This window comes from Maritalea sp. (assembly GCF_051251695.1).
Lineage (GTDB): Bacteria > Pseudomonadota > Alphaproteobacteria > Rhizobiales > Devosiaceae > Maritalea.
Genome location: NZ_JBPOEU010000012.1, coordinates 37,507 through 63,812 on the forward strand (window position 1 = coordinate 37,507; position 26,306 = coordinate 63,812).

The window sequence follows — 26,306 nt, forward strand, 5'->3', positions numbered from 1 at the left end:
CTGGAGGGCCATTTCTTGCCTATTGACCGTCCCGCCATTTATTTTCATCCAATTCAATCACGCCATCATCGTCTTCTGGCTGCGTAGGCTGGTTCGAAGAATATGTCGTGTGACTTGAAGCGGAGACAATATTGACCCGTTTGCGCATATATTCAAAAATCATATAGCGTACTTGGGGAACAAATAGGGCAAACCCCACCGCGTCAGTGAAAAATCCAGGGGTCAATAAAAGCGCACCTGCAATTGCCAGCATAATTCCATCAACGATGGATTGACCGGGGAATTGCCCAACACGCATTTTCCCCTGCACATCGGCCCAAACCGCAAAACCTTGAAGTCGCAGCAAATAAGAGCCCAATAAAGCGGTGAACACCACGCCGCCCATGGTCCACCAAAAACCGATAAGGCCGCCCATAGCGACAAAAATTGCGATTTCGATTATCGGCACAACCAGAAATAAAGCGAATAAATAGCGTCCCAATTGAACAACCTTTCTAAAAATGCACGTGAAAGTGAACCAAAACACATAAATACCGGTTATGCATGCTAGTCACAGCCATGTTTCGTTCTATATATAGGGGCGATTGATAAAGAATACGAGTGTCGCGAGGCGACACAAATTTGAGGCAGATATGGGCGATTTTTTTGATATTCCAACATTGTTCTTTCTCGTTATAGCCGTTGTGGTTTTGCTACGGCTTAGAAGTGTTTTGGGCACGCGAGATGGCTTTGAGCGGCCACCTGAACGTCCTGACCAAAATGAGGATGAGGGTGAAGATAATTCGGATAACGTCGTTAGCCTGCCAAATCGCGAGCCAAAGGTGAAACCCGCCAATTTGGACGCAGAAAAGCGCGCGCTTAAGCTAGAAGCTGAAGTTGAAAACTACGCTGACAACAATGCTGAGCTTGCAGCTGGTCTTAACCAGATCATTCAAGCGGATCAAAATTTTGGTCCAAAATCCTTCATGGACGGCGCGATTTCAGCCTATGAGATGGTTGTTGTGGCGTTTGCTGAAGGCGATCGCAAAACGTTGAAAATGATTCTTGATAAACCTGTTTATGAAGGTTTTGAATCTGCCATCGAAGAACGCGAAAAACGAGGCGAGAAAGTCGATTTCACGTTTGTTGGGTTTTCCAAGGTGAAAATGAGCAATGCTGAAATGGACGGCAAGAACGCACTTGTAACGATTGAATATGCGGCACAGGTTGTTTCAGCCACCAAAAATGCTGAAGGTCAATTGATTGATGGCGACGAGGAAGCCGTTGTCAATATTGCGGATGAGTGGACATTTTCGCGCAACACAAAATCTCGCGATCCCAACTGGAAATTGGTCAGCACAAACCAATTGGATTAGGAGCAACGGAACTTAACGACATGTCACGCGCTAAAAAACCACCAAAAGACCTTGCCGATTGGCACCTTTGGAGTGAAGTGACAAAGTCTGTCAGCCCTCTTAGGCCGCATCAAACCGATGTGCTGCGGGTAAAGCCGAGTGTTCCGCCAGTTGTTTTAGACAAAAAAATAAAAGTGAAAGTGCGACCAGCTGCAAAAAACTGGTCGCCCTTGCCGACCCATCTTGGCGATCAAGATCGCCACATTCCCCATATCAATTCAACATTGGCGCACCCAAAGCCTGATAAGCCAATTGATCATAAGCTAAAGCGCAAAATCGCCCGCGGACGCGTTTCAATCGATGCGACGCTCGACTTGCACGGTATGCGCCAGACAGAAGCACATTCTGCCCTAATTCACTTCGTCTCATCTGCCTTTTATCGTGGCGCCCGCAATATCCTGGTGATCACCGGTAAAGGGGTTAAGCGCACAGGATATGCAGAATTCGAACAAAAAGGCGTCCTGCGATATCTTGTGCCCAATTGGCTAAAAGAGCCAAAGCTTTTGCACATGGTTGCTGGCGTTGACGCGGCTGCGCAAAATCACGGCGGCGCGGGTGCTCTATATGTCCGGCTTAAAAAGGGGACAAAATGACCCCGCTCGGCGCAAAAATCCGCAAAATCCGCAAGGAACGACAAATTTCGCTTAAGCAGATGGCCAGCGATTTAGATGTTTCCAGTGCCTATCTTTCAGCGCTTGAGCACGGCCATCGCGGCAAACCAACATGGTTTATGCTGCAGCGTATCATTTCCTATTTTAACGTGATTTGGGACGAAGCAGAAGAATTGCAACGCCTTGCGGAAATTTCTGATCCTAAAATTTATATTGATACGGCCGGTCTAGCGCCCAAAGCCACCGAATTGACCAATAAACTGTCCCAAAATATCTCCAGTTTAGAGGAAGAAGACTTGATGTATTTGGTTCAAGAAGTTGAGCAGCGTGGCGCGCGCGCGCGGGCGAAAAACAACAAATAGAACAAAGTTCCAACATTGGTGGCAAGATGAACGTACTTGATCAATTTAAGCTTACCGGCAAACGGGCGTTGGTAACCGGGGCAAGTCGTGGTCTGGGCTTTCAGATGGCCATGGCGCTTGCCCAAGCTGGCGCCGATGTGATCATCACTGGACGCAACGCTGAAACTCTTGAAAAATCGCGTAAAGAGTTAGCTCAATTTGGCACCAAAATTGATGTGGTCGCGGTTGATATGGCTGACCCGAAAACGTGTGAAGAGGCGTTTGAACAATTGGCAGCCGGCCAATTCGGCCCAATTCATATTCTGATCAACAATATTGGCGGACGCACTGGTCCACAACAAACCCAGGATTTGACGCTTGAGCAATGGCAAGAAGCGATTGACCTCAATCTTACCAGCTGTTTCTTGGGGACAAAAATACTGGGTCGCGAAATGATAAAACGCGCCGAGGGCGGCAGAATTATCAACGTTGCCTCGATGAATGCCTATGTGTCCAATCGCGGCATTGGCGGACGATCATATGAAACAGCGAAAGCGGCAATGGTCCAGTTCACCAAAGCCACGGCGGCTGATTGGGCTCCATTTGGCATCAATGTAAATGCCATTTGCCCCGGGCTTTTCATGACTGATGCAAATGTAGAATGGAATAAAACTAAACCAGAAGTGATTGAACAAATCACCAACTCAACGCCCATGGGCCGAGCTGGCGAACCTTCTGAACTTGGCCCACTTGCTGTTTACCTTGCTAGTCCAGCGTCAAGTTACATGACGGGCGCGGCGTTGGTAATTGATGGCGGCTATACGCTTTGGTAGCGATTAAGGCATGGCAACGAGGCGGCCGTTGATCTAGTCTGACATCTTGGGCGCTTAAAATTGAACCAAAATATTTTTAATTTTTGTGATCCAAATATGAAGATTGAACGTTTCACGAAAACGCCATAGTTTAAGGCCATTAAATGGGCATTCTCGAAGCAACTGCAGGTGAAAGTTTGCCAGCAAATGATCTAGATTTATTGATTGGGCGTGTCGCTTTAAAAGATCGACAGGCCTTTTCTGTGCTTTATCAGCGCACATCTTCGAAACTTTTTGGCATTTGCCTTCGTATCTTAAATGATAGGAGCGAAGCTGAGGACGTGTTGCAAGAAATCTATATCAAAGTTTGGAACAAGGCAGATAAGTACGCCACAGGCCGTGCAAGCGTTATCGCATGGCTTTCAACGATTGCGCGCAACCAAGCGATTGATCGATATAGAGCACGTGGCAAGCCAACTGACGATCTAGATGATCATCATGAGATTTCGGACTTGGCCCCCACGCCAGAACAGGCAGCGCTCCACTCAGATCAAAAAAGCCAAATCGATGCATGTCTTGATCAACTCAACCCAGATCATGCACAAGCTGTGCGCAAAACATATCTGGCTGGCTGGTCCTATCAAGAATCTGCGGATACATTAAAAATACCGCTCAACACGGTCAAAACATGGATCCGACGTAGTCTAATGCAATTAAAGGAGTGTTTGGACAAATGAGCACTCCTTTAAACGAACAAGACCGCTGGCTAGCAGCAGAATTTGCGCTGGGTGGTTTGGCAGATGAATTACGGGCCGAAGCGGCTAAGCGCTATGATCAAGATATCGAGTTTCGTCAAGAAGTCGATGAATGGTCAGAACGCTTGTCACCAATGTTGGAAACGGTGGCACCGGTAACCCCACCCGCCCACGTTTGGAAAAACATTGCAGATCAGTTGAACCTTTCAAACCCGGCCCAATTGAGCTGGTTTGGAAAATTATTCAGCAACAAAATTTACGGCATTTTTTCTGCTGCGCTCGCGGTACTTGTTTTGGTTGTCGGTATTGGATATTTGCCGCAGTTTTTGACCAAGGATTTGCCGCCCCTTACCGCCATATTGAGCGGAGAGCAGGCACCAGCAGCGCTAGTTGCCAATTACGATGTGCGCAATGGAAAAATGATTGTTACAACGAATATGCAAGCCGCTGATGGTCACGATCATGAATTGTGGGTCATTCCGGGCGAAAATGCCACGCCTGTTTCCATGGGCGTTGTTGCGCCAACTGGCACCGCAGAACTGGCTTTGTCAGAAGACATGAAAGGTCTTTTGATCGACGGTGTGACTTTGGCCATTACAGTTGAGCCAGATGGTGGCGCACCAGAGGGCATTCCAACCGGTCCGGTCATCGCGTCAGGTACTTTAGCCATAGGGTAAGTTATTGATTTTTAATGGTTTCAAAAATAATTACACTTTTTTGAAACTAATTTGAGTTTTTACCCGTTGCTCTAATAACCCCAAAAAAATGGGGGCAATTAGGAAACGGAGAACTTTAAATGATTAAATCAGTTTTGAAATCATCTACCGCCCTTGTAATGGCTGCTGGCATCGCATTTGCTTCATCTACTGCATTTGCTGAAAACCCAATGGTTGGCGGCGCTGCAATGCTTGAAGACAAAAACATTGTTGAAAACGCTGTAAACTCAAAAGACCACACAACTTTGGTTGCAGCGGTAACCGCAGCTGGTCTTGTTGAAACATTGGCGTCTGAAGGCCCATTCACTGTATTCGCACCCGTAAACTCAGCATTTGAAGCTTTGCCTGAAGGCACAGTCGAAACATTGCTTAAGCCTGAAAACAAGGACATGCTGGTTAAAGTACTTACCGCGCACGTTGTTGCAGGTAAAATCTCAGGTGCCGATTTGATGAAAATGACCATGGACAATGGCGGCACATATGCGTTCACAACAGTGAGCGGAGATTCGCTAACAGCCCAGGTTAAGAACGACCAGCTTTACATCATCGATGAAAACATGGGCGCAGCAAAAGTTACGATCGCTGACGTCAACCAATCAAATGGTGTTATTCACGTTGTAAACGCTGTTTTGGTTCCAAAATAAGCATTTGGTTGAAGGCTGGTTCTTTTAGAGCCAGCCTTCGCTCCAACTTAATCGGCAAGGGAAACATAAGGTAAGCATCATGTCAGACGATAAAAATCTCGACCGACGTTCATTTTTAAAAAAGAACGGCCTTATGCTCGGCGCGCTGGCAATAGCTGGTGTAGGCGGGGGCGGATATCTCTTGCAGCGCACTGGTGGCTCTCGTGCAGTTGCCGCAGAAGGCAGCTTTGAAATTAGTCGGACCCCTGAAGAGTGGAAAGCGCAGCTCACTGAAAATCAGTATCTGGTTTTGCGTGAAGAAAAAACCGAACGTCCCTACACCTCAGATTTACTCGAAGAAAAACGCGAAGGCACTTATCACTGCGCTGGTTGCGACCTGGCCGTTTATTCATCGACCACCAAATTCAACAGCGATACCGGCTGGCCAAGTTATTGGGCTTCCATTGAAAATGCGGTACGCACGAAACCGGACAACACGCTGTTTACGGCCCGCACCGAAGTTCATTGCCGCCGTTGTGGTGGACATTTTGGCCATATTTTTGATGATGGACCGGAGCCAACAGGCAAGCGGCATTGTTTAAATGGCATCGCGCTGACGTTTAAAGCGGCATAACAGCGATAAACAGATATTGAACTGTCCACTGCATCCGCCCATCCCAGCAGTGGATAAAAGAGCGTGTTTTTCAAAGCACGCTCTTTTTTGCTTTATAGGATAAACCGGCTTAAATCGGTGTCTTCTGCCAACACGCCGACTTGCTTGCGCACATAATCACCGTCGATTTTGATGGTTTCGCCGTCTTTGTCTGGTGCGTCGAATGAAATATCTTCCACCAGTTTTTCCATAACGGTTTGCAATCGACGAGCGCCGATATTTTCAATCTTGGCATTGATCGATACCGCCAGCTCGGCAATGACATCAATCGCATCATCTGCAAAATCAAGCGTTACGCCCTCGGTGCCCATCAAAGCAACATATTGCTTGATCAAACTCGCGTCGATATCATTCAGAATACGCACAAAATCTTCATGCTCGAGGGCCCGCAATTCAACGCGGATCGGCAGGCGGCCTTGAAGTTCAGGCAAAAGGTCTGACGGTTTGGCCACATGGAATGCGCCGGAAGCAATAAACAGGATATGATCGGTTTTTACCGGTCCATATTTAGTGGAAACCGTTGTGCCCTCAATTAATGGCAACAAATCGCGTTGCACGCCCTCTCGGGAAACATCGCCGCCTGAACGGCCATCACGCACACAGATTTTGTCGATTTCATCAAGGAAAACAATACCGTGATTTTCAACAAGGTCGATCGCATCCGCGTTGACTTTATCTTGGTCTAGTAGCTTGTCCGCTTCCTCGTCGATCAGCAATTTATAGCTGTCTATGACCTTGATGGTGCGTTTAACGCCTTTTTGCTTGAAGGCTTTGCCCAGCATATCGGACAGGTCGATCATGCCCATATTTGCGCCCGGCATGCCCGGAATTTCAAACATCCCATTGCCCTGCGGCGCTGAAAGCTCAACTTCGATCTCTTTGTCGTCGAGCTCATTGCTGCGCAGCTTCGCTCTAAAGCTTTCTCGGGTCGCTGCAGTTGCGCTTTCGCCAACAAGCGCGTCCAGCACCCGTTCTTCGGCTTGTAAATGCGCTTTGGCCTGCACTTCCTTACGGCGCTTGTCGCGCAAAAGGGAAATACCGGCTTCAACAAGGTCGCGCACAATTTGCTCGACGTCGCGACCCACATATCCAACTTCGGTAAATTTGGTCGCTTCAACCTTAACGAACGGGGCTTGTGCCAGTTTGGCCAAACGACGAGATATCTCGGTTTTGCCCACGCCAGTCGGGCCAATCATCAAGATGTTTTTTGGACTGACTTCTTGGCGAAGATCGCTATCGAGCTGCTGGCGGCGCCAGCGATTGCGCAATGCGACCGCAACAGCCCGTTTTGCGTCTTTTTGACCTACAATATAACGGTCCAACTCCGAGACGATTTCTCTGGGGGAAAAGCTTAGTTCACTCATTTAATCTTACCTTTCGGTGCCTTGTCGAGAAAGCGCACCATCAGTTCTTCATCTATATATTTGCCATCGACAAAAAGGCTGCGTGGCTCAATGCCATATGTTTCAAAACCAGCCCTAACGTAGGACTTTTTCGCGGCTTCATTTGTTGCGTTGACGCCTAAGTAAAGCTGGATAATGCCAGCATCCATTGCTGTTTGAGCCAATTGATCCAAAATTTTGCCCGAGAGGCCACGGCCTCGTGCTTTTGGGCTCGTGTAAATGGAAACAACGGATGCACTATGTTTGGTTTTTTCGCCTTTCTCGCGAAAATAGGCGCCAATCGCCACCAACTCATCACCTGAAAATGCGCCAAAAGTCACCAAATCCGACAACCATTTTTCAACGTCGGCAAGTGATTTTGCCGCATACTCACCCGCAGAGCCGCCAAATGCATCTGGGTGTTTTGTCAGTGCATTCAAACGCAATTGGCGGAAAATTGGTGCATCTTCCCTTCTTAGGCGGCGTATTGAGTAGCTCATTCGTCCAAATCGATGGTTTCCACGATTAGTTCATTGTTGGTGTAAACGCAGATCTCTGCCGCAATTTTCATCGCACGACGTGCAATATCTTCTGCGTCATAATCGGTATCCATCAACGCGCTGGCAGCTGCGAGTGCGTAATTTCCACCTGAACCAATGGCCATAACACCGTGATCGGGCGATAAAACATCACCTGTTCCGGTAAGGACAAGGCTGTCTTTCTTGTCCGCCACAATCATCATGGCTTCAAGTTTGCGTAAATACCGGTCGGTGCGCCAGTCTTTTGCCAGTTCAACACATGCACGCATTAGCTGGTCTGGATATTGTTCCAACTTTGCTTCTAAGCGTTCAAATAGAGTAAAGGCATCTGCTGTTGCGCCGGCAAATCCTGTGATGACGTTTCCGCCTGCTAAGCGCCGTACTTTACGCGCGCCATGTTTAATCACTGTCGGCCCTAAGGATACTTGGCCATCTCCAGCCACAACAATTTTATTGTTCTTGCGAACCGTCAAAATTGTTGTGCCGCGCCATCCTGCTGAGCCTTGCTGATTTTCTTGCATAGTCAAATTATCTCCTGCAATTCGTCATCCTATTTAGGCCTTCTTTTGCCAATTTCAATCATTTCAATCGAATAGCGACTTTTCGTTGCCGCGAACTGATGCTAATAAGGCCCTGAAATTAAAGGCGAGGCGGCATATGCCGCCCTCAATTAAAAGGTTGCCTTCGTTATGCGCCGCGCAAAATTGATCCGCAAAACAAATGAAACAGACGTAAGCGTGTCTGTAAATTTGGACGGTACAGGAAAATCAAACATCAATACAAATGTTGGTTTTCTTGATCATATGCTGGACCAAGTGGCGCGACATGGCATGATTGATATTGATATCGTCGCAAAGGGTGATTTGCATATTGATGCGCACCACACAACCGAAGATGTGGGCATTGCGCTGGGCCAAGCAATTAAAGAGGCCTTGGGCGATAAAAAGGGCATCCGTCGCTATGCGTCGTGCGATTTACCCATGGACGAGGCCTTGTCTCGTGCCGCGATTGATATATCTGGTCGTCCGTTTCTAGTGTGGCGGGTTGAGTTTAAACGCGACAAAATTGGTGATTTTGATACGGAACTGTTCCAAGAATGGTTCCAGGCGTTTGTCATGAATGCGGGCATTACGCTTCATGTCGAGAACGTATATGGCGACAATGCGCATCATATTGCTGAAAGTTGCTTTAAAGCATTGGCGCGCGCATTGCGTGATGCCGTTGAAATTGATCCGCGAAACGCTGATCGTATTCCGTCGACCAAGGGTATGCTCCAATAGCGTCCCAACCATTTAAAAATTGAGGCAAGACATGGGCCTTTTTGCCATTTATGCAAAACCTTCATCCAAGAATGTAGCCAAGGATGGACCCCAATCCCTTATCACCCAAGAAATTGCGGTTATTCGGGACCGTTTTTCAATATTCGCCTGCTTGTTGACCCCACTTTGGTGTATTTGGCATCGTTTGTGGCTTGAACTCGCGGCTTTTCTAGGCGTGGCATTTGTACTTGGTTTCGCAGCGTTCTTTACCGGCGAAAGCGCGGGCAGTTGGATTGGATTTTTAGTGGCGCTGCTCATCGGGTTTGAGGCCTCGTCAATCCGAGGCTATGCGCTCACGCGCAAAGGCTATTTGTTTAAAGGCCAAGCAGTAGCGCAATCTTCAAGCGAAGCTGAATGGCGTTATGTCGCCAATATGCTCAAACCTGTCGCCCCTGAACCAGAATTGAAGGTGGATGACGAAGTTGAACCCCCGGTGAAACCATCAACAATTGAGGTTTCAACCACTTTTTTATCGAATGAACGGCCAACTGGGATCGTGCAATGAGCGAAAAAGTTCTGATCGTCGATTACGGCGCTGGCAATTTAAAATCGGCACAAAATGCGACACAACGCGCCGCCAAAGAACTTGGCCGCGAAGTGGATGTTGTCGTTTCCGGCGCTGTGGCGGACGTAAAAGATGCTGACCGGGTCATTTTGCCTGGCGTTGGCGCGTTTGCAGATTGTATGGCCGGGCTTGAGAGCGTTGATGGCATGATCGATGCCCTGCATTCCCGGGTCATTTTGGACGCAGTGCCTTTTTTGGGCGTGTGTGTGGGGATGCAACTATTGGCCAGCGAGGGCCGCGAAAAAATCTATTTCAAAGGTCTTGATTGGATCCCGGGGATCGTCAAGCATATCGAGCCAAATGACCCGGCACTTAAAGTGCCCCATATGGGCTGGAACACGCTGACCCAAACCAATCCTCACCCGCTGATTGATGATATCGATCTAGGGGATGACGGGAGCCACGCCTATTTCGTTCACTCGTACTTTTTTGAAGTGGCGGATCCTGCACATTTGATCGCAACCGTTGATTATGGGCAAACCCTGACCGCGATCATTGGCCGGGACAATCTGGTTGCGACCCAGTTTCATCCGGAAAAAAGTCAAACGCTGGGGCTAAAGCTCATCTCAAATTTCCTTAATTGGTCCATCTAGAAAGGCCAAAGCCAAATGATTTTGTTTCCTGCCATCGACCTAAAAGACGGCAAATGCGTTCGCTTGCAAAAAGGCGATATGGATGCGGTAACGGTTTTTAATGACAGTCCGGCTGACCAAGCAAAACAGTTCGAAGATCAGGGCTTTGAATATTTGCACGTCGTTGACTTGAACGGCGCATTTGCAGGCGAAAGCGTGAATGGCGATGCGGTTGAAGCGATTATCAAATCCGTCAATATGCCGGTGCAGCTTGGTGGCGGTATTCGCACGATTGAGCATATTCAAGCCTGGCTTGACCGCGGACTAGCGCGGGTCATTTTGGGTACTATTGCGGTGCGTGACCCAGACTTGGTGATTGAAGCCTGCAAAAAATTCCCCGGCCAGATTGCCGTTGGCATTGATGCGCGTGGCGGCAAGGTCGCGGTTGAAGGCTGGGCCGAAACATCTGAATTGGATGTGATCACCTTGGCGAAAAAGTTCGAAGGCGCAGGCGTCGCGGCGATCATTTTTACCGATATTGACCGCGATGGCATTCTGACCGGCATCAATTGGGACGCGACGTTGGAACTGGCACAAGCGGTTTCAATACCCGTCGTCGCTTCGGGTGGGTTGGCATCAATGGAAGACATTAAAATGATGTGCAAACCGGAAATGGCCGTGCTGGAAGGCGCTATTTCAGGCCGCGCGCTGTATGATGGTCGCATTGATGTAGATCGCGCTCTTGAGATGATTGGGGCAGGAAAATGAGCCTTAAAACCCGCTTGATCCCCTGTCTCGACGTTAAAGATGGCCGCGTCGTTAAGGGCGTCAATTTTGTTGATCTAGTTGATGCTGGTGATCCGGTTGAATGCGCGATTGCCTATGATGCTGCGGGTGCGGATGAACTCTGTTTCCTTGACATTACAGCCAGCCACGAGGGTCGCGACACAATTTATGACGTGGTTGCCCGCACGGCTGAACATTGTTTTATGCCCTTAACGGTTGGCGGCGGCATCCGAACCGTTGAAGATATTCGTAAGCTTTTATTGTCCGGCGCAGACAAAGTGTCGATCAATTCTGCGGCGGTAAACGATCCGGACTTTATCAATCGGGCAGCAGATAAGTTTGGCAATCAGTGCATAGTGGTTTCAGTCGACGCAAAAAGACGCGCCACGCAATCTTTGGGCGGCGACAATCGATCAAATTGGGAAATTTACACCCATGGCGGACGCCAGGCGACGGGCATTGATGCGGTTGAATTCGCGATTGATATGGTCAAGCGTGGCGCTGGAGAATTATTGGTGACCTCGATGGATCGGGATGGTACCAAAATTGGGTTTGATATTGAATTGACCCAAACAATTGCGGACGCTGTACCTGTGCCGGTCATCGCTTCGGGTGGGGTTGGCGAACTTGATCATTTGGTTGATGGAGTAAAAAATGGCCATGCGAGCGCTGTGCTTGCGGCCTCGATTTTTCATTTCGGCACCTATTCGATTGGACAAGCAAAACAACATTTGGCCCAAAGTGGTATTGCCGTGCGCCAAGATAATGTGGCTAAAGAGGTGTTATGACCTTTTCACTGGGCGATCTTGAACGCATTATTGCACAAAAAGCCGCAGCTTCTGCCGATGTTTCCTATACGGCAAAATTGTTGCAAAATGGCGGTAAGGAAGCGGCGAAAAAGCTGGGCGAAGAAGCTGTTGAGGCGGCTCTTGCTGCCGTACTTGGGGATCGCGACGAACTCACCAAAGAAGCTGCTGACGTTCTTTATCATTTGCTTGTTGTGCTTAAAGGCGCTGATATTCCCCTAAGCGACGTGTTGAGTGAACTTGAACAGCGCACCGCGCAAAGCGGGCTTGACGAAAAAGCTTCGAGAAAGGCTTGAAATTTGGACCAGCTCAAAGCCGCCGGATACCCATCGCCCTATCGTCATTTTTCGAAGGCGGAATGGGCTGCGCTGCGTGCGGATGAGCTGATGACGCTGACCGCCGATGATCTGGTGCGGTTGCAATCATTAAATGATCCAATTTCATTAGCAGAAGCGGAAAAAATCTATTTGCCGCTCGCCCGGCTTTTGTCAATTTATGTCGAAGCGGTCCAGGGACTGCACCTCGCGTCCGGTAAATTTTTGCATCAAAATGGTGAAAAAGCGCCCTTTATTATTGGCGTCGCGGGTTCGGTTTCGGTTGGAAAGTCGACAACGGCGCGTATTTTGCGCGCTTTGTTGCAGCGCTGGCCATCATCGCCCAAAGTTGATCTTGTCACAACAGACGGCTTTCTGCTGCCAAACGCGCAACTGGAAAAACGCGGTTTAATGGAAAAAAAGGGCTTCCCCGAAAGCTATGATCGCGGGGCGTTCCTAAAGTTCTTGGCGCGGATTAAAGCCGGTGAGCCAAATGTCAGCGTGCCCACCTATTCTCATCTTGTTTATGACGTGGTCAAAGGCGAAGAAATTACGGTCGATCGGCCCAGCATTTTAATCGTTGAGGGGCTCAACATTCTTCAACCGGGCGAACTGCCCAAAAATGGCAAGCCGATCCTGTTCGCCTCGGATTATCTAGATTTCTCGATCTATATTGACGCCGCCGAAGCCAATTTGCGAAAATGGTATGTGGAGCGGTTTTTGCGGTTGCGCGAAACCGCATTCCAAGACCCAACAAGCTTTTTCCATCGGTTCTCAAAGCTAGATGCAGGCGAGGCAAAAGCACTCGCCATCTCCATTTGGGAACAGATCAACCTGCCCAATTTGACCAATAATATTTTGCCCACCCGTGGTCGCGCAGATCTGATCCTTAAAAAGGGCCCCGATCACACCATTGATGAAGTGGCATTGCGTAAGCTTTAAAGAGCAAGTCCTGTATCTTTTGCCATCTGTTCCAGGCTCATATTTGGTCGAGCACCCACATGAGAAATGATTTCAGAAGCGCATAGGCAACCCAGCGAAAGGCTTTGGTCCATGGTTTGGCCGCGCGCCAATCCATAAAGGAAACCAGATGCAAACAGGTCACCTGCGCCAGTTACGTCTTCAACCTGCTCCACTTTGAAGGCAGGAACTTCGCTTACAGTACCATCTTTAATAGCAAGGGCACCTTTTGAGCCGAGCGTAATGGCGACGGTGGCGCAGTCTTCTTGAACAGCTTTGACCGCATCGCTGAGATTATCCACTTGATATAGCGACTTAATTTCATCTTCATTTGCCAGCAAAACATCCATGGTTTTGTTGCGCAACAGATTGATAAACTCATCCCGGAAACGATCAACGCAAAACGGATCGGACAATGTAATTCCAGCCAAACGCTGGTGTTTGTGCGCCAATTGACCCGCTTTCACAAAAGCACGTTTGGCTTCAGGGGGATCCCACAAATACCCCTCCATAAAGGTCAATGCGGACGCAGAGATCAAGTCTTCGTCCATATCAGCAACCGTAAGCTCCTGACAGGCCCCCAGATAGGTGTTCATGGTGCGCTCGCCATCTGGGGTGATCACAATCATCGAACGAGCTGTGGAGGTGCCGTGAATAAGCGTTGGCGTGGTATAAACAACACCTGCTTTGGTCAAATCTTTGCGAAAGATCTGCCCCAGATCATCTTCAGCCACTTTGCCAATAAAAGCGCCATTGCCACCCAGCGAGGAAACGCCCACCGCCGTGTTGCAGCAAGAACCGCCTGAAATATGCTGAGGATTGCCGGGCAGGCGGGAATATAAATATTCAGACCGCTCCGCGTCCACCAAATGCATGATGGATTTATCCATGCCTTCTTTTTGCAAAAATTCATCATCGACTTTTGCAAATACGTCAATGATGGCATTGCCAATGGTTAAAACGTCAAATCTGGCATCAGCCATAAGGATCTCGCCCCTCGGGATCGTTGTCATGTGTTTGCTGGTCATTTTTATACCAGCAGGTGCCTTACCTTATGCTTTTAGAACCTTGTCCTTAAATTTGCATTGATCCACAATAATACAGTGGTAGCATTCTGGCTTGCGGGCTTTGCAAATATATCGACCGTGCAAAATCAGCCAATGATGGGCATGTAGTAAAAACTCAGCCGGAATGATGCGCTCTAATAATAATTCAACCGCGAGTGGCGTTTTCCCTGGCGCGAGGCCGGTGCGATTGGAAATACGAAACAGGTGGGTGTCCACCGCAATCGTTGGTTGCCCAAAGGCAATGTTAAGTACCACATTGGCAGTTTTACGTCCGACACCGGGTAAAGCTTCAAGTTCTTCGCGGGTTTGGGGGACTTCAGAATTATGTTTGTCGATCAAGTCTTTGCAAAGCGTGTAAACGTTTTTCGCCTTGTTGCGGTAAAGGCCTATCGTTTTAACGTAATTGCGAATTTCTTCTTCGCCCAATGCATACATGGCTTCGGGTGTAGAGGCGATTGCGAACAGCGACTTTGTGGCCTTGTTCACCCCAATATCGGTGGCTTGCGCACTCAGGACCACTGCCACAAGCAAGGTGAAGTGATTGACGTAATCCAACTCCCCCTCAGGATGAGGATCGCTCGCCTGAAAATTGGCGAACATCTGATGAATTGTCTGTTTTGTAAGTCGGGATCGTTTGGCCATGGTGCTCAGAACTCAGATGAAGACATTTTGAGTAGGGCATGAGAACGGCCCAAATTAAAGAGCAAAAGCACATATTTGGAAACAAAACACACTCCATCTCGTCTTGGGTCGAAAATCGCGTAATTCGTCATGTTAAAATCGGGTCGCAAGGCGCACCGAACGGCGTTATGTTGCATCTATTATGAACGATATGACCCCGCTATACGCACAGGCCAACGACTATAAGCTCATCAAGCAGGTGATTGAGGAAATCTCAAAACGCCCGGCGGATGAGCATAATCTGGATCGCATCGCGGCCGATTTGGGGCTGAACACCCGTCAGTTAACAGCTCTTTTTAAACGCTGGGCGGGTTTAACGCCAAAAGCATTTTCACACTGCGTAACGCTTAATCGTGCCCGGCAGATGCTCAAAGACAATATGTCTTTGCTCGATACGAGTTATGAACTCGGGCTGTCGTCTGCTGCTCGGCTTTACGATCTTTTCGTCACCCACGACGCGATGCCGCCAGGCATTTACCGGGCGAAGGGTGAGGGGCTGGAAATTCGCTATGGATTTCATCCGTCACCATTTGGCCAAGCGCTGATCATGTTGACCGAATATGGGTTGGCGGGGCAGGCTTTTTGCGACGTTGGCGAAGAAAAAGAAGCGTTGGCGGATATGACAAAACGCTGGCCCAAAGCCAAATATGTGCAAGCACAACCTGATGAAATTCGGCCCTGGGCAGAAAAGATATTTGACCCAACACGTTGGAACGCAGAGGAACCGGTGCGTATCGTTATGATCGGTACAGATTTTGAAGTGCGTGTTTGGCAGACCCTTTTGCACATAAAACCGGGACAAGCCACAAGCTATGGCGATATCGCGGCCCATTTGGGCAACCCCAAAGCCGCACGGGCCGTTGGCGCAGCTGTGGGGCGTAATCCAATTTCGTTTGTTGTGCCGTGTCACCGGGTGATCGGTAAAAACGCCAAACTAACCGGATATCACTGGGGACTTACCCGCAAACAGGCAATTTTGGGTTGGGAAGCAGGGCTAACAGCATAAGATCGGTTCCGACACCCTCGTTTTCGATGCACTTATGACAGGCACCAATTGGCGGGGGTGCCGGGGAAGGCCCCATAGGGGCCGACGGCGGCTTAAAAAAGAAGCGGGGGTGCAAACGTAGTTTGCAACTGTGGCGTCAAACGGATTATTCGATATTTTCGACGTTCAGGACTTTGCCATCCGCATCTAGATCATAAATGATCGGTTTGCCGGTCGCGATTTCCCGTTTGAGGATTTCTTCAGGGCTTAGATTTTCCAGTTTCATCACCAAGGCACGCAATGAATTGCCGTGAGCTGCAACCAAAATCGTGCCGCCATCCGCAACCCGGGGTGCAATTTCAGCTTCAAAATAAGGCAGCACGCGATCCGCAGTATCTTTGAGGCTTTCGCCGCCCGGAGGAGGCGTATCATATGATCGGCGCCAAATATGGACTTGCTCTTCGCCCCATTTTTTGCGGGCATCATCTTTGTTCAGGCCAGCAAGGTCGCCATAGTCCCGCTCGTTCAGGGCTTGGTTGCGGATGATCGTCATATTGACGATATCCATATTTTCGAGCATCAAATCAAGCGTGTGTTGCGCACGTTTTAGGGCAGACGTGTAGCAAATCTCGATCTCATAGCCGCGAGACTTGAGCAACTGGCCAGCTGAAGTTGCTTCTTCAACGCCTTTTTCCGTCAGGCCGGGATTCTTCCAACCGGTGAACAGGTTTTTAAGGTTCCATTCGCTTTGTCCGTGACGAACAAGTATCAATCTGCGGTCCATTTATCTTTTCCTTGATCTTTGATGGCCAAACGCCAAATTGCTAGAGGCCCAATACGTCGGCCATTGAATAAAGTCCAGGTGCTTTATCTTGCGCCCACAATGAGGCGCGAATGGCGCCATTGGCAAAAACGGAACGGTCTTGGGCATGATGTTTGATCTCAATGCGCTCGTAACTGCCCGCAAAAATAACCGAATGATCACCAATTACCGTGCCACCACGCAAAGTCGCAAACCCAATCGTGCCCGTTTCGCGCGCACCGGTGATCCCGTCGCGTGATCGAACTGCATTGTCTGCCAAATCAATATCGCGGCCTTCAGCCGCTGCTTCCCCGAGCATTAGCGCCGTGCCGGACGGCGCATCCATTTTCATACGGTGGTGCATTTCTAAAACTTCGATGTCAAAATCATCCGGCAGCGCGGCCGCTGCTTTTTTTACAAGATTTTCCAATAGGTTGACACCCATCGACATATTGCCAGACTTTACAATCCTACCATTGCCGGACAGGTTCGCGATTTGATCGTCTTGTTCCTGTGTCCAACCGGTTGTGCCGATCACATGCACAAGACCCAATTTATGGGCCCGTTTTGCATATTCGATGCTTACTTGTGGCACCGTAAAATCAATGATGGCATCAGACCCTGAAAGCGCGGCGTCAATATCAGAGGTGATCAACACGCCAGACGCTTCTAGTCCTGCAATCACGCTAGCGTCTTTGCCAATCGCATCAGCACCATCGCGTTCAATACCGCTATAAAGCTGAGCACCTTCGATTTGCGATATGGCGCGAATGTTTGCGCAACCCATTCGCCCGCTGGCGCCCAAAATGGTAATTTTTTGCATGTTTTCGCCGATCCATCTTCTTGAATATTTATGTAGCAGATATGCTCAAGGGGCGCCAAGGCCGGAAGGCCGAGTTTGTTAAAATCTGGTGCCGAAAACAACTCGTTTTCCAGCCTTTGCCAAGGACTGTTCGGTATCCGAGGCCATGATCTGGCGTAACTCTTCGCCAAGGTCGGCTGCTGGCAGCGCACCAAACCCAAGCCGTGCGTAATAGGGGGCGTTCCAAGGCACATTTTCAAAGGTAATGCCGCTTATGCCAGCAAATCCGTTGGATTTGGCAAATTCAGCAAAATTGTTCAGGAGCTTTTTGCCGATTTGTTTGCTTTGATGCTGGCGCAAAACGGAAACTTCAGCGCAATAAAGAAGATCATCAACCGGTTTCGCCCGTAAAAATCCAACGGGTTCTCCAAACATTTCAGCGACCCACATGATTTGGTTTCGCGCCATGGCGTCGGCGTAAAACTGCGCGGACATCGGGGAGAAGTCTATTAGCGCAAACCCACCGCCCAACCGATCAAACAGTTTTGCGGCATCGGCTTCAATTTCGCTCAGCGCTTTCGCGTCTGAGCTGTCAGCCGGGCGAATTGAAATGATTGTATCGTTTGCGGTCGCAATTTCATCATTTATCGCCCCGGCGGCTGCGTATGGGTCGTCAGCGCGATAGATCGGGCGGCCAACAACCAGATGGTTGGCCCCAATCTCAATGGCTTGGCTTGGGGTTAAAATGCGTTTTTGATCATCACTGGTGCTGCCTGCCGGGCGAATACCGGGGGTAACCGCCAGCAACTTGCCGCCACTGGCCTGTTTGACCAATTCGATTTCATGGGCCGAACAAACCACCCCATCAATACCTTCGCCAGCAGCCTGTTTGGCGCGTCGTTCCACGAGATCGCGTACGCCAAATGCATAGCCACTTGCCTTAAGGTCTTCATCGTCCAGTGAGGTCATCACCGTTACGCCCAGCAGTTTTGTTTCTGAATCTTGTGCGGCGCGTTTTGCAGCGGCCATACAATGAGGTTCGGCATGGATAGTGACGAAATCCGCACCAAGCTCAACCAGCCCCGCAACGCCTTTTTCCACTGTGTTTGGAATATCCAACAATTTAACGTCGCAGAAAATCTTTTTGCCAGCGGCCTTAAGCGACTTAGCAAGACCCAACCCATCATCGCCATAAATAAGCTGATAGCCAATTTTATAGAACACGCCACGATCATCAATCTTCTCGACTAGTGCCTCCGCCTCTTTTCGGGTGGAGACATCAAGCGGAATGATCAATTGGGACGTGGAATTGGACATGTGAAGTGGAGCTCCGGCAATATTGAGCGCGTTCAGTAAAAGTGGAAACCGGTTTTTCGGTTCGAACGCGCGACCAAACAAAAATTCAGAGTGAAATTTTCAAATTGAACTCTGAGCTTGTCGGAAATGTTAACTGGCATAGTTCGAACAAATCGACAAGCGAATGTTAGTTCATGGGCCAGTCTTCAATTGCGGTCCAGTCAGAGAAGAGTGTTGAACCATCGCGATCAAATGCAAAAATATTGCCGCCGCCTTTTGCGGCCAAGCGGCGTTGATCTTCATTGCGGGCAATTTTGCGTCCGCCAATCTGACATTTCAGCAGTGTGCCCACGGCACCATGGCCGACAAATAGAACATTTTTGTCTTTGTGACGGCGCAGATGTTCACGGACCGCATCAACGACACGTTGTTGCGCATTCCGAGCGGTTTCCCAGCCATAAGCGCTTTTGTCTGGTTCTGCAAAAAACTGGTCAGCGACTTTTTCAAATTGCTCGGGTGGCACAAACCCCAATGCGCTGCGCTCATTCTCGTCGCACTGGGGGTCTTGGACAAAACCAACCCCAATCCGGTGATCGATGATCATGGCGCTATCAATCGCTTTTTGCTCGCTTGACGATATGATCATCTCGACATGATCGAAAATGCCGCGGTCCACGCCAGTTTGTAATCTTTTTCGTCCAACTTCGGACAAGCCCCAACGCGGCGTTGGAATGGTTGGGTCAATAACGACTTCCGGGTGAGAAAGATAAAGGGTATGGGACAAGGAACTAGCGCCGAATGGTCAAAAGCTCATTGACCAAAGCGTCTGCTCTTGCCGCAACTGGTGGAACTGTTAGCTCACCATTTTCGTCAAATGCCGTCGCTGCCATGCCCACCCCAAGGGCCGTCGGGGCCATTAAGGCGCCAACCTTTGACAGAATATCGCGCAGGTGCGAAAGCACCATTATGCCGGCAAGCGAGCCGGTTGATGCGGCACCAAGGCCAAAAGTCGCTTTGGAAAAAGCACCCTGCTTCTGCCGGGTGAGCCAATCAATGGTGTTTTTAAGCAATGGACTAAGGGAGCCATTATATTCCGGCGTAGCGATAAAAATCGCATCAGCTTGCGCAAATCGCTTTGCTAATTCCAACGCACATTTCGGGTGATGCTGGCTTTCAAGATCCTCATCAAAAATCGGCATCGGATAGTTGCCAAGATCGATATATTCAGCGTCCGCACCCTTTTCAATCAATCGTTTAACGACCAATTGAGCCAGTTGTTCATTGTAAGAGCCTTTTCGAATTGACCCCGAAATTGCCAAGATTTTTTTCATCTTTGTTTCCTATCAATTTCGGGCAACAAAACGTAAATTCGCGAACACGTCAATATATAATAAGAAAAAACTTATTATTTACCGTCACCCAACCCTTCAAAAAGCCCTTTAATTTTCGAAAAGAAGCCGTTTGACGTTGGGTTATTGTCGTTTGTGGTGATCTCATTGAACTCTTCAAGCAGCTCGCGTTGGCGTTTGGAGAGGTTTTGCGGTGTTTCCACATCCATTTGGATGTAAAGATCGCCAATCTGCTGGCTACGCAATACGGGCATGCCTTTGGTCTTAAGTCGCACCCGTTGCCCAGCTTGGGTGCCTTGGGGGACTTTGACTTTTGCACGGGCGCCATCAAGGCCCGGCACTTCAAATTCGCCACCAAGGGCTGCCGTGGTCATCGAAATGGGTACACGACAAAATAGATCTGCCCCATCGCGCTGGAACAGGTCGTGGGGTTTGATCGAAATGAATATGTAAAGATCACCGGCTGGCCCGCCGCGCATACCTGCTTCGCCTTCGCCGGACAAACGAATGCGCGTGCCGTCTTCAATGCCTTTAGGCACATCCACAGATAAAGAGCGTGATTCTTGTCGACGGCCTTGACCGGAACAATCCGTACAAGGCTGGTCCATCGTTTCGCCGCGCCCATGGCATTGTGGGCAAGTGCGCTCAATGGTGAAAAAGCCCTGAGCAGCTCGAACCTTGCCGTGGCCCTGACAAGTGCCGCATGCCGAAAAGCCAGTGCCCGGTTTAGCGCCATTGCCAGAACATGTGTCACAACCCACCATGGATGGCACGTCGATATCAACAGTTTGGCCTTCAAAGGCTTCTTCCAGGCTAACTTCAAGGTTGTAGCGCAGGTCGGATCCGCGCGTCGCTGAACTGCGTTCGCGGCGGCCCCCGCCTTGTTGGCCACCCATAAAGTCGCCAAAAATGTCTTCAAAAATATCAGACATTGAAGATGAAAACTCAGACCCAAATCCATGCTGACCGCCTCCGCCACCACCATTTTGGAACGCGGCATGACCAAATCGATCATAGGCGGCACGCTTTTGCGCGTCTTTTAATGTGTCATAGGCGACAGAAACTTCTTTAAATGTTGCTTCTGCGGCAGCATCTCCGGGGTTTTTGTCCGGATGATATTTCATCGCGAGTTTGCGATAGGCCGATTTAAGGGCTTTGTCATCCGCTTCGCGGGTAACCCCTAATACCTCATATAAATCTTTTTGCGACATGGCGCTGGTGCTCCAAAATTGGTGCTCCGAGTTCGTTGGCGGGACAGGTTGCTTATTTCGCAATCTGCCCCACCAATTAGATCGGTTAAGTCAGGAAAGACTTAGGACTTTTGGTCTTCGTCTTTGACTTCTTCAAAGTCAGCATCAACAACGTCATCATCCGCTGCGTCGCCGCCGTCAAACTCTTCGCCGTCTTCTTCTTGGTTGGCCTGATACATAGCCTCGCCAAGTTTCATTGAGCTTTGAGCCAATGCGCCGGTTTTCTCTTTGATCAAGTCAGCATCGTCGCCCTCAAGTGCAGATTTAAGCTCTGCAAGTGCGTCTTCAATGTTGGCGCGTGTGAGTTCGTCAACCTTGTCGCTGTGCTCTTTCATTGAGCTTTCTGTTGAATGGACCAAAGCCTCGCCTTGGTTTTTCGCTTCAACAGATTCGCGTTTCTTTTGGTCAGAATCTGCGTTGGCTTCCGCATCTTTCACCATTGCATCAATCTCGGCGTCAGAAAGACCACCAGATGCTTGAATGCGAATTTGCTGCTCTGTGCCTGTGCCTTTATCTTTGGCTGAAACGTTCACAATGCCGTTGGCATCAATATCAAACGTCACTTCAACCTGTGGCACGCCGCGTGGTGCTGGTGGAATACCAACCAAATCGAACTGACCGAGCATTTTATTGTCGCTCGCCATTTCCCGCTCACCTTGAGAAACCCGAATGGTCACCGCAGATTGGCTATCTTCTGCGGTTGAGAACACTTGGCTTTTCTTGGTTGGGATAGTGGTGTTGCGGTCAATCAATCGCGTGAACACGCCACCCAAAGTTTCAATACCCAAAGACAAAGGTGTTACGTCCAAAAGCAACACGTCTTTCACGTCGCCTTGCAGAACACCTGCCTGAATAGCAGCACCAGCAGCAACAACCTCATCAGGGTTCACGCCCTTATGTGGCTCTCTGCCAAAGAACTCTTTTACAGTCTCTTGGATTTTTGGCATACGGGTCATACCGCCAACCAAAACAACTTCGTCAATCTCGCCAGCTGTGATGCCCGCATCTTTTAGGGCAGCTTTACAAGGCTCAATTGTCCGTTTGATGAAGTCTTCAACCAACTGCTCAAGTTTAGCACGCGTCAGTTTAAGCTGAAGGTGTTTCGGGCCAGATTGGTCAGCTGTAATAAACGGCAAGTTGACTTCTGTTTGTGTCGCTGAAGACAATTCGATTTTTGCTTTTTCAGCAGCTTCTTTCAAACGTTGAAGGGCAAGTTTGTCGCCCCGAAGGTCGATGCCATTTTCACGCTTAAATTCGTCAGCCAAATAGTCGACCAAACGCATATCGAAATCTTCACCACCAAGGAATGTGTCCCCGTTGGTTGATTTTACTTCAAATACGCCATCGCCGATTTCCAAGATGGATACGTCAAATGTACCACCACCAAGGTCATAAACAGCGATAATGCCAGCTTCTTGTTTATCAAGGCCGTAAGCTAGCGCTGCAGCTGTTGGCTCGTTGATAATCCGCAAAACTTCAAGACCAGCAATTTTGCCCGCATCTTTTGTAGCTTGGCGTTGGCTGTCGTTAAAGTAAGCAGGAACCGTAATAACGGCTTGCGTTACAGGCTCACCCAAATAGCTTTCCGCAGTTTCCTTCATTTTTTGAAGGATCATGGCTGAAATCTGTGAAGGGGAGTATTTCTCACCCTTAGCTTCAACCCATGCGTCGCCGCCATCGGCTTTCACAATTTTGTAAGGGACAAGATTTTTGTCTTTTTTCACCATTGGATCGTCGAACCGGCGACCGATCAACCGTTTGATCGCAAAAAGCGTATCTTCCGGGTTGGTGACAGCTTGGCGTTTTGCCGGCTGACCAACTAGGCGGTCGTCATCGGTGAACGCAACCATGGAAGGGGTTGTGCGCGCACCTTCAGCGTTCTCAACGATTTTTGGCTCAGAACCATCCATGATCGCAATACATGAATTTGTTGTTCCAAGGTCAATTCCAATTACTTTACCCATTTATAAAACCTCTTTTTTGGCAGACCCTTTGTCTGACCCCGTTTCCAGCAGTCTTTCACCGGCAATATGCCGTTTGGATCCCTGATATTCAGTTTTAAGCGCAATCGCACCCAAACCAGTTGTTGATCGGTATATAGGAAGCAACGAATTGCCCTTCAAGCACCAAGGATCATAATTTTTGTGTCTTAAATTACGACATTGGTCGCATGCCCATTTCGATCAATTTTTTGCGAATATTTTGGACCGCAAAGAACAAGCGCGGTTATATAGACGTGAAGAACATGAAAAGCGACAGCAAAAATTAAAAAAACATGCGAATTTTTCCAAGCCAGTTGAGCAAAACCGAACAGATCGATCTCATTGATGAAATCAGTGCCGCGCTGCGCGTCGCGCCGCTGTTTGTGCCAAAGATGCCAAGAACGGGGAAAGAATTTTCCGTTCGCATGTCAAATTTTGGCCCCCTCGGGTGGGTTTCCGACCAAAAGAACGGCTATCGATATCAATCAACCCACCCAGAAACGGATGCGGCTTGGCCGGTGATGCCGCAAAGTCTTTTGGATTTATGGTCGGAAATAACAGATTATCCAGCACCGCCTGAAGCGTGTTTGATCAACTATTATGCCCCAGGCGCAAAAATGGGTATGCATCAAGATCGCGATGAGGATGATTTTGATGCGCCGGTTGTTTCCGTTTCGTTGGGCGATCGTGCAAGGTTTCGTTTAGGCGGCACCAAACGTGGGGGCAAAACTTCATCATTTGAAATTAGTTCGGGTGACGTTTTGGTTTTAGAGAAAGACACGCGCCTTGCTTATCACGGTATTGATCGGGTCTATCCTAACTCGTCCAATCTTTTGGATCACGCGAAGGAATGGTTTCCTGAAGGCGGACGGATAAACCTTACCTTGCGGCGGGTAAGCAAGATTTAGGCACCGTGTTCAAAGTCGAAACATAAAAAAACCGGCACATTGGCCGGTTTTGAATTGCTGCAGTTGAACTAAGGTGAATGCTTAAACGGATTTGTCTAAGTTTTCGCCACTTTCAGATGCTGCTGCCGCTGCGGTTTTTGGACCGCCTTTTGCAACACCCACCATCGCGGGGCGCAACATGCGTTCACCGATTACATAACCCGCCTGTACAACTTCCATAACGGTGTTTTCCACAACATCGCTATTTGGAATTTCAAACATCGCTTGGTGGAAATTGGGATCAAACTTTTCGCCCTTAGGCTCAAGCTTTGTAATGCCGTTTTTTTCGAGCAACCGGTGCATTTCGCGTTCGGTCATTTCAACGCCTTCAATCAGCGATTTAAACTGACCGTCAGCTTCGTCTTTGGCCTCTTGGGGCATGGTCAATAGCGCACGGGACAAATTGTCCGTGGCCGTGAGCATGTCGCGGGCAAAATTTGCCATCGCATATTGGCGCGCGTCTTTTACGTCGCGTTCTGTGCGTTTGCGTAAATTTTCCATTTCCGCAACAGCGCGCAACAAACGGTCTTTAAGCTTGGCGTTTTCTGCCTCAAGCACCTCCACTGGGGATGCCGCGTCCTGTTCGTCCGCAGCATCATGCAAAGGCTCAGCATCGTGCTGCTCATCTTGATTTGCTTCGTTATGGAACTCTTCGTCACTCATCATGGTTGGTCTGCTTGTTTCTTATTTGAACTGTGCCCCGGATATTGACCATTGAAAGACAAATTTCAAGCACTCAGTTCAAATGAGTTAGAATTTGCACTAAACGCCGCGCTTATTAATGAGTTTTGACACCACATGGGCGGTATAATCCACCGCGGGTACAATTTTGGCATAATTAAGTCGAGTAGGGCCAATCACGCCGACGACCCCAACAACATTTTGATTGATGTCGCGATAGGGCGATAAAATCACCGAGGAGCCTGAAAGAGAGAACAATTTATTCTCCGCGCCAATGAAAATCCTGACGCCGTTTGCGTCATTGGTATCCGCTAACAAATCGATGATCGATTTTTTAGATTCCAATTCATCAAAAAGCTGACGCACCCGGTCCAATTCTTCGCTGGCCATAGTGTCGGCAATTAAATTTGCGCGTCCGCGCACAATCAATGTTGGCGTTTCGTCGCCGCGCGGTTCTGAAAGGGTGGCCAATCCCTCGTCAACCAGCCGCTTGGTGAGATCATCAAGTTCAGCTTTGTGCGCTATATGTTGATCTTGGATGAAAGCGCGTACTTCGCGCAAGGTACGCCCAATAATATGGTGGGATAAAAAATTGCTGGCCTTGGTCAACTCGCTTGCGGTTAATCCCGCAGGAATAGAAAACACCCGGTTTTCAACATGCCCATCTTCACCCACCAGAACCGCCATCGCCAATTCCGCGCCAAGCCGCACAAATTCGATATGTTTGAGAACGGTATCGGCCTTTGGCGCTAACACGAGGCCCGCGCCGTGTGAAAGTCCGGATAAAACTTGGCTGGCTTGGGCCAGCACGTCCTCGATTTTTTCATCCTTGGCGGCGGCATCAATATGTTTTTCAATACTTTGCCGCTCGTCATGGCCCACAGCGCCGATTTCAAGCATCGCATCAACAAAGAACCGCAAGCCGGTATGGGTTGGCGCGCGACCAGCAGAAGTGTGCGGCGCAGCGATCAAACCAAGTTCTTCCAAGTCTGCCATGACGTTGCGCACGGATGCAGCCGAAAGGCTAACATCCAGCGCTCTAGAGAGTTGCCGAGACCCAACAGGTTCCCCCGTTTCAATAAAGCGCTCGACCAGCCGTTTAAAAATGCCTTGCGAGCGTTCGTTCAGAACGGATAAAAAATCCTGATCAAGTGGTGGTTCGCGTGGTGGCATACTCAATTTTGCCTCATCCATAAAATGCGCTTCAATAAGCTTATTTAGGCTCAAAAAGCCCAATCGCCAAGTTTTAAACAGACGTCAGGCACCCAATAGGCAGTAAATTACAGCGTTTGACGC

At 49.1% G+C, this 26,306-nt stretch carries 32 protein-coding genes and 1 pseudogene; 17 read left to right on the forward strand and 16 right to left on the reverse strand.

All coding sequences use genetic code 11. The features are described from left to right. Positions 1 to 19: 19 nt before the first annotated feature. Complete coding sequence (locus ACSHWX_RS08920) at positions 20 to 481, reverse strand: FxsA family protein (protein ID WP_435667858.1); 462 nt, start codon at positions 479 to 481, stop codon at positions 20 to 22. Between the two features lie 151 nt (positions 482 to 632). Between ACSHWX_RS08920 and ACSHWX_RS08925 the strand changes: the two genes are divergently transcribed. The 8 genes from ACSHWX_RS08925 to msrB all read left to right on the forward strand — a co-directional run bounded on the left by ACSHWX_RS08925 (position 633) and on the right by msrB (position 5,886). Then, a complete protein-coding gene (locus ACSHWX_RS08925; protein WP_435667859.1) occupies positions 633 to 1,355 on the forward strand; it encodes a Tim44/TimA family putative adaptor protein in 723 nt (240 codons plus the stop codon). Between the two features lie 20 nt (positions 1,356 to 1,375). Then, positions 1,376 to 1,987, forward strand: coding sequence for a Smr/MutS family protein (locus ACSHWX_RS08930; RefSeq protein ID WP_435667860.1), 612 nt, complete (start codon positions 1,376 to 1,378; stop codon positions 1,985 to 1,987). Continuing rightward, complete coding sequence (locus ACSHWX_RS08935; protein WP_435667861.1) at positions 1,984 to 2,367, forward strand: helix-turn-helix domain-containing protein; 384 nt, start codon at positions 1,984 to 1,986, stop codon at positions 2,365 to 2,367. The genes ACSHWX_RS08930 and ACSHWX_RS08935 overlap by 4 nt, the downstream gene beginning before the upstream one ends. 26 nt (positions 2,368 to 2,393) lie before the next feature. Continuing rightward, complete coding sequence (locus tag ACSHWX_RS08940; protein ID WP_435667862.1) at positions 2,394 to 3,179, forward strand: SDR family NAD(P)-dependent oxidoreductase; 786 nt, start codon at positions 2,394 to 2,396, stop codon at positions 3,177 to 3,179. A 143-nt stretch (positions 3,180 to 3,322) separates the two neighbouring features. After that, positions 3,323 to 3,895, forward strand: coding sequence for a sigma-70 family RNA polymerase sigma factor (locus ACSHWX_RS08945; protein ID WP_435667863.1), 573 nt, complete (start codon positions 3,323 to 3,325; stop codon positions 3,893 to 3,895). Then, positions 3,892 to 4,590 carry an anti-sigma factor gene (locus tag ACSHWX_RS08950; protein WP_435667864.1) on the forward strand — a complete coding sequence of 233 codons (699 nt, stop codon included), beginning with the start codon at positions 3,892 to 3,894 and terminating at the stop codon, positions 4,588 to 4,590. Before ACSHWX_RS08945 ends, ACSHWX_RS08950 begins: the two co-directional genes overlap by 4 nt. 158 nt (positions 4,591 to 4,748) lie before the next feature. After that, the gene (locus ACSHWX_RS08955; protein ID WP_435667951.1) at positions 4,749 to 5,273 is read left to right on the forward strand and encodes a fasciclin domain-containing protein; all 525 of its coding nucleotides are present in this window, start codon (positions 4,749 to 4,751) and stop codon (positions 5,271 to 5,273) included. Between the two features lie 79 nt (positions 5,274 to 5,352). Next, positions 5,353 to 5,886, forward strand: coding sequence for a peptide-methionine (R)-S-oxide reductase MsrB (gene msrB / locus ACSHWX_RS08960; protein ID WP_435667865.1), 534 nt, complete (start codon positions 5,353 to 5,355; stop codon positions 5,884 to 5,886). A 92-nt stretch (positions 5,887 to 5,978) separates the two neighbouring features. On the opposite strand, the gene hslU is transcribed toward msrB, so the two are convergent. The 3 genes from hslU to hslV are packed head-to-tail and all read right to left on the reverse strand — an operon-like array spanning position 5,979 to position 8,367. Beyond that, the gene (gene hslU / locus ACSHWX_RS08965; RefSeq protein WP_435667866.1) at positions 5,979 to 7,289 is read right to left on the reverse strand and encodes an ATP-dependent protease ATPase subunit HslU; all 1,311 of its coding nucleotides are present in this window, start codon (positions 7,287 to 7,289) and stop codon (positions 5,979 to 5,981) included. Next, a complete protein-coding gene (locus ACSHWX_RS08970) occupies positions 7,286 to 7,807 on the reverse strand; it encodes an N-acetyltransferase family protein (RefSeq protein ID WP_435667867.1) in 522 nt (173 codons plus the stop codon). Before ACSHWX_RS08970 ends, hslU begins: the two co-directional genes overlap by 4 nt. Beyond that, the gene (hslV, locus tag ACSHWX_RS08975; RefSeq protein WP_435667868.1) at positions 7,804 to 8,367 is read right to left on the reverse strand and encodes an ATP-dependent protease subunit HslV; all 564 of its coding nucleotides are present in this window, start codon (positions 8,365 to 8,367) and stop codon (positions 7,804 to 7,806) included. Before hslV ends, ACSHWX_RS08970 begins: the two co-directional genes overlap by 4 nt. 168 nt (positions 8,368 to 8,535) lie before the next feature. On the opposite strand from hslV, the gene hisB reads away from it, so the two are divergent. The 7 genes from hisB to coaA are packed head-to-tail and all read left to right on the forward strand — an operon-like array spanning position 8,536 to position 13,150. Then, a complete protein-coding gene (gene hisB / locus ACSHWX_RS08980; RefSeq protein WP_435667869.1) occupies positions 8,536 to 9,126 on the forward strand; it encodes an imidazoleglycerol-phosphate dehydratase HisB in 591 nt (196 codons plus the stop codon). A gap of 31 nt (positions 9,127 to 9,157) precedes the next feature. Next, complete coding sequence (locus ACSHWX_RS08985) at positions 9,158 to 9,670, forward strand: DUF2628 domain-containing protein (protein ID WP_435667870.1); 513 nt, start codon at positions 9,158 to 9,160, stop codon at positions 9,668 to 9,670. Continuing rightward, positions 9,667 to 10,323, forward strand: coding sequence for an imidazole glycerol phosphate synthase subunit HisH (gene hisH, locus ACSHWX_RS08990; RefSeq protein WP_435667871.1), 657 nt, complete (start codon positions 9,667 to 9,669; stop codon positions 10,321 to 10,323). The genes ACSHWX_RS08985 and hisH overlap by 4 nt, the downstream gene beginning before the upstream one ends. Before the next feature lie 15 nt (positions 10,324 to 10,338). Further along, a complete protein-coding gene (gene hisA, locus ACSHWX_RS08995) occupies positions 10,339 to 11,070 on the forward strand; it encodes a 1-(5-phosphoribosyl)-5-[(5-phosphoribosylamino)methylideneamino]imidazole-4-carboxamide isomerase (protein ID WP_435667872.1) in 732 nt (243 codons plus the stop codon). Further along, on the forward strand, positions 11,067 to 11,876 hold the full coding sequence (gene hisF, locus ACSHWX_RS09000; protein WP_435667873.1) for an imidazole glycerol phosphate synthase subunit HisF: 810 nt from the start codon (positions 11,067 to 11,069) through the stop codon (positions 11,874 to 11,876). Before hisA ends, hisF begins: the two co-directional genes overlap by 4 nt. Then, positions 11,873 to 12,190: a phosphoribosyl-ATP diphosphatase gene (locus ACSHWX_RS09005; RefSeq protein ID WP_435667874.1), complete on the forward strand. Its 318-nt coding sequence runs from the start codon at positions 11,873 to 11,875 to the stop codon at positions 12,188 to 12,190. Before hisF ends, ACSHWX_RS09005 begins: the two co-directional genes overlap by 4 nt. A gap of 3 nt (positions 12,191 to 12,193) precedes the next feature. Further along, positions 12,194 to 13,150, forward strand: a complete 957-nt coding sequence (gene coaA / locus ACSHWX_RS09010) for a type I pantothenate kinase (protein WP_435667875.1) — start codon at positions 12,194 to 12,196, stop codon at positions 13,148 to 13,150. Here the strand turns inward: coaA and ACSHWX_RS09015 are convergent. Further along, entirely contained in the window at positions 13,147 to 14,151 is a 1,005-nt protein-coding gene (locus ACSHWX_RS09015) for an adenosine kinase (protein WP_435667876.1), read from the reverse strand. The two genes, coaA and ACSHWX_RS09015, sit on opposite strands and share 4 nt — an antisense overlap. Positions 14,152 to 14,220: 69 nt before the next feature. Beyond that, positions 14,221 to 14,877, reverse strand: a complete 657-nt coding sequence (gene nth, locus ACSHWX_RS09020) for an endonuclease III (protein WP_435667877.1) — start codon at positions 14,875 to 14,877, stop codon at positions 14,221 to 14,223. 181 nt (positions 14,878 to 15,058) lie between these two features. Here nth and ACSHWX_RS09025 point away from each other — a divergent pair, with 181 nt between their 5' ends. Then, positions 15,059 to 15,922, forward strand: a complete 864-nt coding sequence (locus ACSHWX_RS09025; RefSeq protein ID WP_435667878.1) for a methylated-DNA--[protein]-cysteine S-methyltransferase — start codon at positions 15,059 to 15,061, stop codon at positions 15,920 to 15,922. Between the two features lie 145 nt (positions 15,923 to 16,067). On the opposite strand, the gene ACSHWX_RS09030 is transcribed toward ACSHWX_RS09025, so the two are convergent. The 8 genes and pseudogenes from ACSHWX_RS09030 to dnaK form a co-directional block, all read right to left on the reverse strand. Beyond that, the gene (locus tag ACSHWX_RS09030) at positions 16,068 to 16,685 is read right to left on the reverse strand and encodes a 2,3-bisphosphoglycerate-dependent phosphoglycerate mutase (RefSeq protein ID WP_435667879.1); all 618 of its coding nucleotides are present in this window, start codon (positions 16,683 to 16,685) and stop codon (positions 16,068 to 16,070) included. Between the two features lie 40 nt (positions 16,686 to 16,725). Then, entirely contained in the window at positions 16,726 to 17,526 is an 801-nt protein-coding gene (gene dapB, locus ACSHWX_RS09035) for a 4-hydroxy-tetrahydrodipicolinate reductase (protein ID WP_435667880.1), read from the reverse strand. 78 nt (positions 17,527 to 17,604) lie between these two features. Then, the gene (locus tag ACSHWX_RS09040; protein WP_435667952.1) at positions 17,605 to 18,000 is read right to left on the reverse strand and encodes a GNAT family N-acetyltransferase; all 396 of its coding nucleotides are present in this window, start codon (positions 17,998 to 18,000) and stop codon (positions 17,605 to 17,607) included. Positions 18,001 to 18,126: 126 nt separating this feature from the next. Next, a pseudogene (pyrF, locus tag ACSHWX_RS09045) lies at positions 18,127 to 18,822 on the reverse strand (orotidine-5'-phosphate decarboxylase); the annotation flags it as partial. Positions 18,823 to 18,988: 166 nt separating this feature from the next. Next, entirely contained in the window at positions 18,989 to 19,585 is a 597-nt protein-coding gene (locus ACSHWX_RS09050) for a histidine phosphatase family protein (protein ID WP_435667881.1), read from the reverse strand. Between the two features lie 4 nt (positions 19,586 to 19,589). After that, complete coding sequence (locus ACSHWX_RS09055) at positions 19,590 to 20,132, reverse strand: NADPH-dependent FMN reductase (RefSeq protein ID WP_435667882.1); 543 nt, start codon at positions 20,130 to 20,132, stop codon at positions 19,590 to 19,592. Positions 20,133 to 20,206: 74 nt separating this feature from the next. Then, positions 20,207 to 21,361, reverse strand: a complete 1,155-nt coding sequence (dnaJ, locus tag ACSHWX_RS09060) for a molecular chaperone DnaJ (RefSeq protein WP_435667883.1) — start codon at positions 21,359 to 21,361, stop codon at positions 20,207 to 20,209. Between the two features lie 101 nt (positions 21,362 to 21,462). After that, complete coding sequence (dnaK, locus tag ACSHWX_RS09065; protein ID WP_435667884.1) at positions 21,463 to 23,364, reverse strand: molecular chaperone DnaK; 1,902 nt, start codon at positions 23,362 to 23,364, stop codon at positions 21,463 to 21,465. Between the two features lie 311 nt (positions 23,365 to 23,675). Here dnaK and ACSHWX_RS09070 point away from each other — a divergent pair, with 311 nt between their 5' ends. Next, the gene (locus ACSHWX_RS09070) at positions 23,676 to 24,290 is read left to right on the forward strand and encodes an alpha-ketoglutarate-dependent dioxygenase AlkB family protein (RefSeq protein WP_435667885.1); all 615 of its coding nucleotides are present in this window, start codon (positions 23,676 to 23,678) and stop codon (positions 24,288 to 24,290) included. A gap of 81 nt (positions 24,291 to 24,371) precedes the next feature. Here ACSHWX_RS09070 and grpE read toward each other — a convergent pair whose 3' ends face one another. Further along, a complete protein-coding gene (gene grpE, locus ACSHWX_RS09075; protein WP_435667886.1) occupies positions 24,372 to 24,992 on the reverse strand; it encodes a nucleotide exchange factor GrpE in 621 nt (206 codons plus the stop codon). A 99-nt stretch (positions 24,993 to 25,091) separates the two neighbouring features. Then, positions 25,092 to 26,204, reverse strand: coding sequence for a heat-inducible transcriptional repressor HrcA (hrcA, locus tag ACSHWX_RS09080; protein WP_435667887.1), 1,113 nt, complete (start codon positions 26,202 to 26,204; stop codon positions 25,092 to 25,094). Positions 26,205 to 26,306: the final 102 nt, after the last annotated feature.

Bases quoted from the DNA above. Each gene is read 5' to 3' on its own strand.
- ACSHWX_RS09005 (WP_435667874.1), top strand. From the start codon at position 11,873: ATGACCTTTTCACTGGGCGATCTTGAACGCATTATTGCACAAAAAGCC.
- ACSHWX_RS08955 (WP_435667951.1), top strand. From the start codon at position 4,749: ATGGCTGCTGGCATCGCATTTGCTTCATCTACTGCATTTGCTGAAAAC.
- hisH (WP_435667871.1), top strand. From the start codon at position 9,667: ATGAGCGAAAAAGTTCTGATCGTCGATTACGGCGCTGGCAATTTAAAA.
- ACSHWX_RS09025 (WP_435667878.1), top strand. From the start codon at position 15,059: ATGAACGATATGACCCCGCTATACGCACAGGCCAACGACTATAAGCTC.
- hisB (WP_435667869.1), top strand. From the start codon at position 8,536: ATGCGCCGCGCAAAATTGATCCGCAAAACAAATGAAACAGACGTAAGC.
- dapB (WP_435667880.1), bottom strand. From the start codon at position 17,526: ATGCAAAAAATTACCATTTTGGGCGCCAGCGGGCGAATGGGTTGCGCA.
- msrB (WP_435667865.1), top strand. From the start codon at position 5,353: ATGTCAGACGATAAAAATCTCGACCGACGTTCATTTTTAAAAAAGAAC.
- ACSHWX_RS08950 (WP_435667864.1), top strand. From the start codon at position 3,892: ATGAGCACTCCTTTAAACGAACAAGACCGCTGGCTAGCAGCAGAATTT.
- ACSHWX_RS09055 (WP_435667882.1), bottom strand. From the start codon at position 20,132: ATGAAAAAAATCTTGGCAATTTCGGGGTCAATTCGAAAAGGCTCTTAC.
- ACSHWX_RS09030 (WP_435667879.1), bottom strand. From the start codon at position 16,685: ATGGACCGCAGATTGATACTTGTTCGTCACGGACAAAGCGAATGGAAC.
- ACSHWX_RS09015 (WP_435667876.1), bottom strand. From the start codon at position 14,151: ATGGCTGATGCCAGATTTGACGTTTTAACCATTGGCAATGCCATCATT.
- dnaJ (WP_435667883.1), bottom strand. From the start codon at position 21,361: ATGTCGCAAAAAGATTTATATGAGGTATTAGGGGTTACCCGCGAAGCG.
- ACSHWX_RS08930 (WP_435667860.1), top strand. From the start codon at position 1,376: ATGTCACGCGCTAAAAAACCACCAAAAGACCTTGCCGATTGGCACCTT.
- hslV (WP_435667868.1), bottom strand. From the start codon at position 8,367: ATGCAAGAAAATCAGCAAGGCTCAGCAGGATGGCGCGGCACAACAATT.
- ACSHWX_RS08945 (WP_435667863.1), top strand. From the start codon at position 3,323: ATGGGCATTCTCGAAGCAACTGCAGGTGAAAGTTTGCCAGCAAATGAT.
- nth (WP_435667877.1), bottom strand. From the start codon at position 14,877: ATGGCCAAACGATCCCGACTTACAAAACAGACAATTCATCAGATGTTC.
- ACSHWX_RS08985 (WP_435667870.1), top strand. From the start codon at position 9,158: ATGGGCCTTTTTGCCATTTATGCAAAACCTTCATCCAAGAATGTAGCC.
- ACSHWX_RS08935 (WP_435667861.1), top strand. From the start codon at position 1,984: ATGACCCCGCTCGGCGCAAAAATCCGCAAAATCCGCAAGGAACGACAA.
- ACSHWX_RS08970 (WP_435667867.1), bottom strand. From the start codon at position 7,807: ATGAGCTACTCAATACGCCGCCTAAGAAGGGAAGATGCACCAATTTTC.
- ACSHWX_RS09040 (WP_435667952.1), bottom strand. From the start codon at position 18,000: ATGTCCGCGCAGTTTTACGCCGACGCCATGGCGCGAAACCAAATCATG.
- hslU (WP_435667866.1), bottom strand. From the start codon at position 7,289: ATGAGTGAACTAAGCTTTTCCCCCAGAGAAATCGTCTCGGAGTTGGAC.
- ACSHWX_RS08925 (WP_435667859.1), top strand. From the start codon at position 633: ATGGGCGATTTTTTTGATATTCCAACATTGTTCTTTCTCGTTATAGCC.
- hrcA (WP_435667887.1), bottom strand. From the start codon at position 26,204: ATGGATGAGGCAAAATTGAGTATGCCACCACGCGAACCACCACTTGAT.
- grpE (WP_435667886.1), bottom strand. From the start codon at position 24,992: ATGAGTGACGAAGAGTTCCATAACGAAGCAAATCAAGATGAGCAGCAC.
- ACSHWX_RS08940 (WP_435667862.1), top strand. From the start codon at position 2,394: ATGAACGTACTTGATCAATTTAAGCTTACCGGCAAACGGGCGTTGGTA.
- hisF (WP_435667873.1), top strand. From the start codon at position 11,067: ATGAGCCTTAAAACCCGCTTGATCCCCTGTCTCGACGTTAAAGATGGC.
- hisA (WP_435667872.1), top strand. From the start codon at position 10,339: ATGATTTTGTTTCCTGCCATCGACCTAAAAGACGGCAAATGCGTTCGC.
- ACSHWX_RS09070 (WP_435667885.1), top strand. From the start codon at position 23,676: ATGCGAATTTTTCCAAGCCAGTTGAGCAAAACCGAACAGATCGATCTC.
- dnaK (WP_435667884.1), bottom strand. From the start codon at position 23,364: ATGGGTAAAGTAATTGGAATTGACCTTGGAACAACAAATTCATGTATT.